Annotated in this window: 11 protein-coding genes; 10 read left to right on the top strand and 1 reads right to left on the bottom strand. The window is 67.1% G+C overall.

The annotated features are described in order from the left end of the window. Both ELR45_RS40675 and hemB read left to right on the top strand, forming a co-directional pair. Positions 1-872, top strand: an 872-nt coding sequence (locus tag ELR45_RS40675; RefSeq protein WP_240759401.1) for a uroporphyrinogen-III synthase, incomplete at its 5' end; no start/stop codon positions are given. Between the two features lie 274 nt (positions 873-1,146). Continuing rightward, the gene (hemB, locus tag ELR45_RS09660) at positions 1,147-2,118 is read left to right on the top strand and encodes a porphobilinogen synthase (protein ID WP_129665473.1); all 972 of its coding nucleotides are present in this window, start codon (positions 1,147-1,149) and stop codon (positions 2,116-2,118) included. Positions 2,119-2,168: 50 nt separating this feature from the next. Here the strand turns inward: hemB and ELR45_RS09655 are convergent, their stop codons facing one another. Beyond that, on the bottom strand, positions 2,169-2,429 hold the full coding sequence (locus ELR45_RS09655; RefSeq protein ID WP_129665471.1) for a WhiB family transcriptional regulator: 261 nt from the start codon (positions 2,427-2,429) through the stop codon (positions 2,169-2,171). 248 nt (positions 2,430-2,677) lie between these two features. Here ELR45_RS09655 and ELR45_RS09650 point away from each other — a divergent pair, with 248 nt between their 5' ends. The 8 genes from ELR45_RS09650 to ccsA form a co-directional block, all read left to right on the top strand. Beyond that, positions 2,678-4,198: a sodium-dependent transporter gene (locus ELR45_RS09650; protein WP_129665469.1), complete on the top strand. Its 1,521-nt coding sequence runs from the start codon at positions 2,678-2,680 to the stop codon at positions 4,196-4,198. Continuing rightward, positions 4,198-4,326 carry a methionine/alanine import family NSS transporter small subunit gene (locus ELR45_RS09645; RefSeq protein ID WP_129665467.1) on the top strand — a complete coding sequence of 43 codons (129 nt, stop codon included), beginning with the start codon at positions 4,198-4,200 and terminating at the stop codon, positions 4,324-4,326. The genes ELR45_RS09650 and ELR45_RS09645 overlap by 1 nt, the downstream gene beginning before the upstream one ends. A 129-nt stretch (positions 4,327-4,455) precedes the next feature. Next, positions 4,456-5,868 (top strand): glutamate-1-semialdehyde 2,1-aminomutase, encoded by a 1,413-nt coding sequence (gene hemL, locus ELR45_RS09640; protein ID WP_129665465.1) that lies wholly within the window; start codon positions 4,456-4,458, stop codon positions 5,866-5,868. Positions 5,869-5,934: 66 nt separating this feature from the next. Then, complete coding sequence (locus tag ELR45_RS09635; RefSeq protein ID WP_129665463.1) at positions 5,935-6,591, top strand: histidine phosphatase family protein; 657 nt, start codon at positions 5,935-5,937, stop codon at positions 6,589-6,591. 5 nt (positions 6,592-6,596) lie between these two features. Continuing rightward, positions 6,597-7,232, top strand: coding sequence for a TlpA family protein disulfide reductase (locus ELR45_RS09630; protein ID WP_205856301.1), 636 nt, complete (start codon positions 6,597-6,599; stop codon positions 7,230-7,232). A 19-nt stretch (positions 7,233-7,251) separates the two neighbouring features. Beyond that, positions 7,252-7,998: a cytochrome c biogenesis CcdA family protein gene (locus ELR45_RS09625; RefSeq protein ID WP_129665461.1), complete on the top strand. Its 747-nt coding sequence runs from the start codon at positions 7,252-7,254 to the stop codon at positions 7,996-7,998. Continuing rightward, a complete protein-coding gene (gene resB / locus ELR45_RS09620) occupies positions 7,995-9,644 on the top strand; it encodes a cytochrome c biogenesis protein ResB (RefSeq protein WP_129665459.1) in 1,650 nt (549 codons plus the stop codon). The genes ELR45_RS09625 and resB overlap by 4 nt, the downstream gene beginning before the upstream one ends. Then, the coding region (ccsA, locus tag ELR45_RS09615; RefSeq protein ID WP_205856300.1) for a cytochrome c biogenesis protein CcsA at positions 9,644-10,462 on the top strand (819 nt) is incomplete at its 3' end. The genes resB and ccsA, both read left to right, overlap by 1 nt.

The following is a 10,462-nucleotide window of genomic DNA, read 5'->3' as shown; positions in this document are numbered from 1 at the left end:
TCGAGACCAAGCCACTGTTCGGGTGGCGGATCTTGGTTCCGCGTACCAAGGAGCAGGCGGGCTCGCTCACTGCTGCGCTGCGGAAGTCCGGCGCCGTGCCGGAGGAGGTGCCCACCATCTCCGTCGAACCGCCGCGTAATCCGCAGCAGATCGACAAGGCCGTCCGTGGCATGGTCGAGGGCCGATACGAGTGGATCGCCTTCACATCGTTCAACGCGCTGCGCGCGGTCAAGGAGAAGCTGGTCGGGTACGGGCTGGACGCGCGGGCGTTGTCCGGGCTGAAGGTTGCTGCTGTCGGTGAGAAGACCGCGGAGGCGCTGCGCGCCTGGGGTGTCGAGCCTGACCTGGTACCGTCCGGCGAGCAGTCCGCGATGGGACTACTCGCGGACTGGCCGCCGTACGACGAGGTGCTGGACCCGATCAACCGGGTCTTCCTGCCGCGGGCGGACATCGCCACGGAGACGTTGGCCGCCGGCCTGTCGGAGATGGGCTGGGAGGTCGACGACGTGACCGCGTACCGCACGGTACGGGCGGCGCCGCCGCCGGCGAATACGCGCGAGGCGATCAAGACGGGCAAGTTCGACGCCGTCCTGTTCACCTCATCGTCCACGGTGCGGAACCTGGTGGGTATCGCGGGCAAGCCGCATGCCAACACGGTCATCGCATGTATCGGTCCGGCCACCGCCAAGACTGCGGAGGAGCATGGGCTGCGGGTGGACGTCATGGCGCCGGAGCCGTCGGTCGAGCTGTTGGCCGATGCGGTCGCCGACTTCGGCACCAGCCGCCGGGCCGCCCTCCTCGAAGCGGGAGATCCGCTGCTCAAGCCGTCGCAGCGGCGTCGTTCCGCGTCACGCCGCAAGAACGCCCAGTAAGTGCTCGTTCCGGAATAAGAGTCTATGCCGGGACACCCCGGGAGCGTGGGTTGCGTGGGCTGGTCGGGTTCGGGTGGCTTGAGCATCCAGAGTTCATTCCGGGACTCCCGGGAGCGGGGTCTGGAGGCGGCGGGTTGCGCGGGCTGGTCAGGTTCGGTTGGTCTGTGGCCCGGTTGGGCTTGAGCCTCCAGACCCCATTCCCGGGAGTCCCGGACGCCTCTTTCTGCCGGACGTAGACTCGGGGGCGTAACAGAGACGTTCGAGGAGAACAGCGATGCCGTACCCACGTGAACGGCCGAGGCGCCTGCGCGGTTCGCCCGCAATGCGCCGTCTGGTCGGGGAGACCACCCTCGACCCGCACCATCTCGTCCTGCCGATGTTCGTCCGGGAAGGGGCCGTGGAGCCCCGCCCGGTGCCGTCGATGCCGGGTGTGGTGCAGCACTCCGCGGAATCGGTGCGCAAAGCGGCGGTCGAAGCGGTGGAGGCCGGCGTCGGCGGTCTGATGCTGTTCGCGATCCCGGAGAACAAGGACGCCGAAGGGTCCGGCGGGTACGATCCGGACGGCGCGCTGAACGTCGCCATTCGGGATGTTGTGAGCGAAGTGGGCAACGCGACCGTCGTGATGGCTGATCTCTGCCTCGACGAGTTCACCGACCACGGGCACTGCGGAGTGCTGACACCCGACGGCGCGGTCGACAACGACGCCACGCTCGAGGCGTACCGGCGAATGGCCGTGGCGCAGGCCGAGGCTGGGGCGCATGTCGTCGGGCCGAGCGGCATGATGGACGGCCAGGTGGGTGCTGTCCGCGACGCTCTGGACGGAGCCGGGCATGCCGGCGTGGCCATCTTGGCCTACGCGGTCAAATACGCGTCCGCGTTCTACGGTCCGTTCCGGGATGCCGTCGAGTCGACGCTCACCGGGGATCGACGCACGTACCAGCAGGATCCGGCGAACGCCTTCGAGGCGCTGCGCGAGGTGCGGCTGGACGTGGAAGAGGGCGCGGACATGGTGATGGTCAAGCCGGCGCTGTCGTACCTGGACGTCGTGACGCGAATACGCGAAGCGGTCGACGTGCCGGTGGCGGCGTACCAGGTGTCCGGGGAGTACGCCATGATCGAGGCCGCGGCCGCGAACGGGTGGATCGACCGGGAGCGGGCGGTCGAGGAATCGCTGGTCTCGATCCGGCGTGCCGGCGCGGACATGATCCTCACCTACTGGGCGGTCGAGGTGGCCCGCCGCCTCTGAACGCCGTACTCCAGCGTCTTCTCGGAGGCTAAGGGGGACGCCTCTACGTCCTAAGCAGCTTGCTGTGCCTGCAGTCGTCTCCGCATCGCCCGTCGTTCCCGGGCGGTTGTCCCTGCGCGGATGCCGTAGTCCATGACCACGGGCAGTGCGAAAGCCTCCTCGAAACACGGGCGGCGTACCGGGCAATCCCGGCAGATTCGGCGCGCGGCACGGATCTGAAGCTCGCTCTGCCGCCCATCGGTGGGCGGATAGAACAGATCAGGGTCGGCGTCGCTGCACACCGCCTGGCTCATCCAGAACGCGTCGGTCATCGCTTCTCCTCTCTCCGGCAAACGGGGATCACGTTGTATTCGCTTACCTGAATGAGCGTTCTGAAGGCGTGGTCATGACGGCCGATGACAAAACAGCGAGAACTTCGGTGCTCACACCCGGCCAGTGATCGCCCGCGCCGGTTTCTCCAGAGCCACGTTGGGTAGCATTTTCGTGCGTCTCGCGGAAGCCGGGTATGCGTGCCTTAATCCGCGGGGACACGGTGCCGTCGACGTGGAGGTGCGCGGGTATGCCGCGGGAACGCGAGCAGTGGGCGACCCGTTCCGGGTTTCTTCTTGCCGCTATCGGCTCTGCGATCGGGCTCGGCAACATCTGGCGTTTCCCGTACGTCGCCTATGAGAGCGGCGGCGGAGCGTTTCTCCTGCCGTACTTGATCGCGCTGCTGACCGCGGGGATCCCGCTGCTGATCATGGAGTATGCGATAGGTCGGCGAGCGAAAGCCTCCCCGCCGCTGGCGTTTCGTGGTCTGAACCGGCGGGCGGAGACGATCGGCTGGTGGCAGGTGGCCATCAGCTTCGTCATCGCCACCTACTATGCGGTGATCATTGCCTGGGCGGTGCGCTACACCGGCTTCTCGATCGGCCAGGACTGGGGTGAGGACCCGGAGGCGTTCCTGATGGGCGACGTCCTGGAGGCCACCGAGCCGGGATTCGTCTCCTCGTACGTGTCAGGCGTGATGTGGCCGCTGATCGCGGTGTGGGTAGTGGCGCTCGGGGTGCTCGTCTTCGGCGTCCGGCGCGGCATCGAGCGGGCCAGCAAGATCTTCATCCCGTTGCTGGTGGTGTTGTTCATCGCCCTCGTCATCCAGGCGCTCACCCTGGACGGGGCGGGCCGCGGCCTGGATGCCTTCTTCGCACCGGACTGGGACGCGATCACTGATGGCAGCGTGTGGGTGGCTGTCTACGGTCAGATCTTCTTCTCGCTCTCGATCGGTTTCGGCATCATGATCACCTATGCGTCGTACCTACGGCGTCGTGCCGACCTGACGGGATCGGCGCTGGTAGCAGGGTTCGCGAACAGCTCGTTCGAGATCCTCGCCGGCATCGGCGTCTTCGCGGCTATCGGATTCATGGCGACGAACACGGGCGTCGCCGTCGACGAGGTCATCGGCGAGGGCGGAATCGGCCTGGCCTTCATCGCGTTTCCACAGATCATCTCCAGTCTGCCGGCCGCGGGTGACCTCTTCGGCGTGCTGTTCTTCGGTTCGCTGGTGGTGGCCGGGATGTCGTCGCTGATCAGCATCATGCAGGTGGTGATCTCGGCAGTGCAGGACCGCACCGGGATGCCGCGAGTGCCCTCCGTGCTGGTGGTCGGCGGTGCGATCGCGCTCGCGTCGATCCTGCTGTTCCCGACCAGCGAGGGCCTGTACATCCTGGACGCGGCGGACCACTTCGTCCTCCAGTACGGGGTTGCGATGGCGGGTCTGGTGTCCGTTGTGGTGGTCGCGTGGGTGCTGCGGCAATTGCCGGCGCTTCAGGAGCACGCGAACTCCACGTCTGCGGTCCGGCTCGGATGGCCGTGGCTGCTCACGCTCGGCCTGATTACGCCGCTCGTGCTGGGCTGGATGATGTGGGACGGCCTGCGCGAAGAGCTGGCGGCACGGTATGAGGACTACCCGGCCACTTTCCTCGCAGTCGCAGGCTGGGGCGTCGCCGCTGGCGTGCTCGTGGTCGGTGTGCTGCTCTCGCTCGTGCCGTGGCGCAGGGCCGATCAGCTGATCAGCGTCGCAAGCGAAGAGGGGAGAAGCTGATGTCCGCTGGCGCAGTCGTCATGATGATCGTCACGATCGCCATCGTCTGGGGCGGTCTGGTCGCCGGTGTGCTGTACCTCCGGCGCCACCCCGACGAAGTGGAGGATGAGTCTGAGACTGGCCTGTAATGTCGGCCAGGCGTCACAACGTCCTGCACTGTGAGGCCTCGGCCGATCGCCTTGCAGGACGTTGTTGCGTGGACGATGGTGGGTCGATCAGGGGGCACTACAGCGCGTCGTAGAGGCGGTTGCGAGAATGTGTCGGTGAGCTACGACGACGCTCCCCAGAGTGCTGAACTGTTCGAACGCGCCCAGGCCGTCACCCCCGGCGGGGTGAACTCCCCGGTGCGCGCCTTCAAAGCCGTCGGCGGGACACCACGGTTCATCCAGCGGGCGTCCGGTGCATATCTGTACGACGTCGATGGCCGAGAGTATGTCGACCTGGTCTGCTCCTGGGGGCCGATGATTCTCGGCCACGCACATCCAGCGGTCGTCGACGCCGTTCAAGCCCAGGTGGCGCGCGGCGTCTCATTCGGCACTCCCACCCAGCCAGAGGTTGAGCTCGCTGAGGAGATCATCGCCCGGACCAGCGTCGACCAGGTACGGCTGGTCACCAGCGGCACCGAAGCGACGATGAGCGCGATCCGGCTGGCGCGTGGTTATACCGGGCGCAGCAAGGTGGTGAAGTTCGCGGGCCACTACCACGGTCACGTCGACTCGTTGCTGGCGTCAGCGGGCAGCGGCGTGGCGACGTTCGGCCTGCCAGGGACACCCGGCGTGACCGAGGCGAGCGCGGCCGACACGATCGTGTTGCCCTATAACGACGTCGACGCAGTGAAGGGCGTGTTCTCCGAGCACGGCGAGGAGATCGCGTGTGTGATCGCCGAGGCGGCCGCCGGCAACATGGGCGCCGTGCCACCGGTTGACGGCTTCAACGCGTTCCTGCGGGACACCGCTCACGCGCACGGTGCATTGCTGGTGCTCGACGAGGTGATGACCGGCTTCCGGGTCTCACCTTCCGGTTGGTATGGCCTGGACGGGGTGGCGGCCGATCTGACGACGTTCGGCAAAGTCATGGGCGGCGGCTTCCCGGCGGCGGCGTTCGGCGGACGGGCGGAGGTGATGGGGCACCTCGCTCCGGCGGGTCCGGTGTATCAGGCGGGTACGTTGGCCGGTAACCCGGTCGCGACGATAGCCGGCCTCACCACGCTGCGCCTCGCCGACGACCACGTCTACGCGCACCTGGACACCACCATCCACGCCATCGGGGACCTCGTCCGGGAGGCGCTGGGCAAGGCCGGTGTGCCGCACGTGGTGCAGTACGCGGGGAACTTGTTCACGGTGTTCTTCGTCGATCCAAGGGAACTACCTACCAACGCAGACGAGCGGGCGGCAGGGACGCTCTCGCCACGGCAGCCCAGCACGGGTGCGATGAGTGCTGAGCCTCCCGGTGCGGTGACGAACTTCGATATGGCGAAGTCCTCGGACACCCAGCGGTTCGGGGCGTTCTTCCACGCGATGCTGGAGCGCGGCGTTTACCTGCCGCCTTCAGCGTTCGAGGCGTGGTTCGTCAGTGCCGCGCACGACGACTCAACGCTGCAGCGCATCGCTGAAGCATTACCGGCTGCCGCCGAGGCGGCAGCACAGGCATCGGATCGGAACCGCCCATGACCGTCGACGGTCGTCCGCACCATGCGGAGCCAGCGCTCGACAGTCGTGGGTGACGGAAAGGACACGATGGGTACCGCGAGCGGGACCACGAAGATTCACCTCCTGCGGCACGGCGAGGTGCACAACCCGGGCAAGGTCCTGTACGGCAGGTTGCCGGACTATCACCTGTCTGAGCGCGGCCGCGCCATGGCACAACGGATCGCTGAGGTCGTGGCCGATCGGGACATCGTCGCCGTCATCACGTCGCCGCTGGACCGGGCGGTCGAGACAGGCGCCCCGGTTGCGCAGAAACTGGGCGTGGAACCCGGCGTCGACGACGATCTCATCGAGGCCGGGAACACGTTCGAAGGTCTGACCGTGGGCGTCGGCGACGGAGCGCTCAGCAAGCCCAAGCATTGGAAGCACCTGCGTAACCCGTTCCGGCCGTCCTGGGGTGAGCCGTACAAGGAGATCGCCGAGCGGATGCGTGCCGGCTTGGACCGCGCGCGCAAGGACGCTGCCGGGCACGAGGTGCTGCTGGTCTCGCACCAGCTACCCATCTGGACCGTGCGTTCCGCGATCGAAGGACGGCGGCTCTGGCACGACCCGCGCAAGCGCGAGTGCTCGCTCGCCAGCCTGACCACGTTCACCTATCGCGACGACACCATCGTGTCGATCGCCTACAGCGAGCCGGCGGCGGACCTGCTGCCGGAGGCCGGCAAGACCTTCACCGCAGGTGCATGATGCGTATGTCGATGAGCGCGGCGCGGAAAGCCGCTGTGCAATCTCGTGGCCGGCAGGGGCTGGCCGCGGCCGTGATCCTGGCGGCCGCTCTGGCCGGCTGCTCGGACGGGCAGGTGACCCGCGACTCCGACACCGACAACGTCGGGTACATCGAAGGCGATGGCACGGTGAGCATCTTTCCGCCGGACGACCGCGATCCCGCGCCGGAGTTCGGCGGTCCGCTCCTTGGCGAGGAAGGCGAGTTCCAGCTCGCCGACGCGCTCGGTGACGTCGTGGTGCTGAACGTGTGGGGCTCGTGGTGCCCACCGTGCCGCAAAGAGGCTCCGGATCTGCAGGCCGTTCACGAGGAGCTTCAGGACGACGGCGTCCGGTTCGTCGGGGTGAACACCAGGGACGGTCAGACCGAGACGGCCGCGCTGGCATACGAGGACGAGTTCGGGATCACCTATCCCAGCGTCTTCGACCCGGACGGCCAGGCACTGCTGGCCTTCCGGGACACGATTCCACCCTCGGCGATTCCGAGCACGCTCGTCATCGATCGCGACGGCCGGATGGCGGCCCGGGTGTTCGGGCCGATCGGCGAGGCCTCGCTGCGCGAGATGGTGACGGATATCGCCGCCGAAGAGCCGGCGGAGATGTGAGCTGAGCAGCGCGTGAATCATGGGTAGCACGTTCGGAGAGACGGTCCTGTCAGGATCGCTGGCATTGGCGATCCCGGTGGCGATCATCGCCGGTCTGGTGTCGTTCCTCTCGCCGTGCGTGTTGCCGCTGGTCCCCGGCTACCTCGGGTACGTGACCGGGCTGTCCGGTCCGGAACTGTCGGACGGCCGTCGTGGCCAGCTGGTCCTCGGCGTCAGCCTGTTCATCCTCGGCTTCGGCGCGGTCTTCGTCTCGTATGGACTGCTGTTCGGTGGTCTCGGCGGCGTCCTCCGGGAGCACATCGACGTGATCACGCGGGTTATGGGCGTCGTCACGATTCTTTTGGGGCTGGCCTTCGCCGGCTGGATTCCGGGGTTGTCCCGGCAGTGGACGTCCGGTGCCAAGCCTGCCGTGGGGCTGGCGGGTGCACCTGCCCTGGGCGTGGTCTTCGGCCTCGGATGGACGCCGTGCATGGGCCCGACGCTCGCGGCGGTGCAGTTCCTCGCGTTCGACGAGGCGAACGCCGGCCGGGGCGCCCTGTTGTCCTTCATGTACACGGTCGGGCTCGGGCTGCCGTTTCTTCTGGCGGCGCTCGCGTACCGGCGGTCGATGCGGATGTTCGGCTGGCTCCGCCGTCACCAGCTGGTGCTCGTCCGAGTCGGCGGGGTCATGCTCATCGTGCTTGGGATCCTGCTGGCGACCGGCCTGTGGGGTGAGCTCATGACACGGATGCAGAGCTGGATCCAAGGTTTCGAGGTGGTTGTGTGAGCGAGGATGCGCGTCCAGGGACGTGGGCGCCCGAGGGCCACGTCGACGGTGCCGAGCGGCAGCGCGGACAAGACGGCGACGGACCGAAGCGTCCCCCGGCTCTGAGCACGTGGGAGTTCCTCCGGTGGGCCTGGCGCCAGTTCACCTCGATGCGGGTCGCGCTGATTCTGCTGTTCTTGCTCGCGGTCGCCGCCATCCCGGGGTCGATCATCCCGCAGACAGACGTCGATCCGCTGGCGGTCCGAGCCTTCCGGGAACGCAACCCAGGTTTGTCGGACTGGTACGACCGGTTGAGTCTGTTCGACGTCTACTCCGCTCCCTGGTTCGCGGCCATCTACCTGGCGCTGCTGGTGTCCCTGGTCGGCTGCATCCTGCCGCGTTCTTGGCAGCATTGGAAGGCGATGCGGGCGAAACCGCCGCGCACGCCCAGCCGGTTGTCTCGTATGCCTGTGCACCGCATCTTCACCGTGGACGCGGCGCCCGACGACGTGCGGGAGGCGGCTCAAGCCGAACTCCGAGGTAGGCGGTTCCGCGTCGTGGACCAGCCGGGCGACGGCTCGGTGGCGGCCGAAGCGGGGTACCTGCGGGAGACCGGCAACCTGGTCTTCCATCTCTCCCTGGTCGTCGTGCTGCTGGCGGTGGCGCTCGGCGGACTGTTCGGTTATCGGGGGACGGTGCTGGTCCCGGAGGGCTCTGGATTCGCCAACTCCGTCGTCCAGTACGACAACCTCTCGTCCGGGCCGATGTTCGACGCCGCCGACCTCCCGCCGTTCTCCTTGCAGGTAGAGGAGTTCGTCATGGAGTTCATCGACGAAGGCTCGCAGGTCGGCGGGGCGGATAATTATGAAGCGACGGTGAGCTTCGTCTCAGAGCCCGGCGCCGAGGCGCAGACCGAGAACATCAGGGTGAACGAGCCGCTCAACGTGGACGGGACGCTCGTGCACATCCTCAACCCCGGCTACGCGCCTGCCTTCACGATCCGGAACGCCGATGAGGAGATACTGGCCGAAGGCCCGGTTCCGTTCCTGCCGCAGGACAACAACTTCACCTCCACCGGCGTGATCAAGGTTCCCGTCGCCGATGAGAAAGGACCCGACATCGGCGTCGAAGGGGTCTTCCTGCCGACCGCCTACCTCGATGAGAACGGTCCGGTCTCCATCTTCCCGGCGGCTGAGAATCCGCAGGTGTACATCACTGCATTCTACGGAGACCTGGGGCTCGACAGCGGGGTGTCGCAGTCGATCTACCGGCTGAACCAGGAAGGTCTGGAGCAGTACAAGTCCGAGGACGGTGAGCCGTTCCGCGCGGCTCTCGGCGTCGGGGAAACGGCGGAGCTGCCGGACGGGGCTGGATACATCACTTTCGATGGCTATGTGACCTGGGTCAACCTGCAGATCAGCCGGAACTCGGGCAAGGAGATAGCGCTCGCGGGGTCCATCCTCGCGGTAGCCGGCCTGGCGGGCTCGCTGTATATCCGTCGCCGACGGGTGTGGGTGCGTGCGAGCGCCGACGACGAGGGGCGTACCGTGGTCGAAGTCGCCGGACTGCAGCGCTCCGAGGGCGGGAATCTGAACGACGAGGTCGGTGCAGTCGCCGACGGAGTCCAACGCAGACTCGGGAACGACCAGCTGGACGAGGAGACCTGATGGAGCTCATATCGATAGCCGAGTGGAGCCGCTTCGTCGTCGGTTGCGCCCTGTTCATCTATCTTGGGGTGTGGCTGGCCTTCATCTCGGAGATGGGCATGCGAGCGCGACTGAAGCGTTCGTCCGCGGCCGAGGGCTCTCAGTCTTCTGAGCTGGTGGCGGTTGCCGCTGGGGAGTCCGCGTCCACGAGCGACCCTCAGGTGGCTGCGGGAGGCCCTACCGACGGCTCGTCCGGCGGCGATCTGAACGCCCACCTCGCCGAGCAGGCTGACGTCCGGTACCGGATGGGCCGGACCTTGCTGGTGGTGGCGACCGTGGTCCTTGCCATCGGTGTGGCGATGCGGGGCATAGGCACCGAGCGGATGCCGTGGGGGAACATGCACGAGTTCTCCATTACGGCCGCATTGGTCGCTTCAGTGGGGTTCGTCTTCGTTGGACGCACCGTCGCGGGCCGCGCGGTGGCGTCGTGGGGAATCCTGCTCGTCCTTCTCACTTTGGGTCTGGCGGTGACCTACCTGTATGTGCCGCCGGGACCGCTGGTGCCCGCGCTGCGGTCGTACTGGCTGGTGATCCACGTTGGTTGTGCCGTACTCGCATTCGGCCTGTTCACCGTGGCAGCAGTGGTGAATGTTCTGCAGATCGTCTCCGAACGTGCGGAACGTCGCGGTACTTCCAGTGGCTTCGTGGCGCTGCTCCCCAGCTCGTCCGTCTTGGACCGGCTCGGCTACCGACTCACCGCGGTCGGCTTCCCGATCTGGACGATCGGCCCACTCATCCTCGGCGCCGTCTGGGCCGAAGTTTCCTGGGGACGGTTCTGG

The organism is Phytoactinopolyspora endophytica (genome assembly GCF_004138495.1).
Taxonomy (GTDB): Bacteria; Actinomycetota; Actinomycetes; order Jiangellales; family Jiangellaceae; genus Phytoactinopolyspora; species Phytoactinopolyspora endophytica.
Note: the sequence above shows the minus strand (reverse complement) of the source record. Positions and strands in the feature narration are given on the sequence as shown.

Coding starts and splice junctions, on each gene's coding strand:
- hemB (WP_129665473.1), top strand. CDS start 1,147: ATGCCGTACCCACGTGAACGGCCGAGGCGCCTGCGCGGTTCGCCCGCA.
- ELR45_RS09655 (WP_129665471.1), bottom strand. CDS start 2,429: ATGACCGACGCGTTCTGGATGAGCCAGGCGGTGTGCAGCGACGCCGAC.
- ELR45_RS09650 (WP_129665469.1), top strand. CDS start 2,678: ATGCCGCGGGAACGCGAGCAGTGGGCGACCCGTTCCGGGTTTCTTCTT.
- ELR45_RS09645 (WP_129665467.1), top strand. CDS start 4,198: ATGTCCGCTGGCGCAGTCGTCATGATGATCGTCACGATCGCCATCGTC.
- ELR45_RS09635 (WP_129665463.1), top strand. CDS start 5,935: ATGGGTACCGCGAGCGGGACCACGAAGATTCACCTCCTGCGGCACGGC.
- ELR45_RS09630 (WP_205856301.1), top strand. CDS start 6,597: ATGTCGATGAGCGCGGCGCGGAAAGCCGCTGTGCAATCTCGTGGCCGG.
- ELR45_RS09625 (WP_129665461.1), top strand. CDS start 7,252: ATGGGTAGCACGTTCGGAGAGACGGTCCTGTCAGGATCGCTGGCATTG.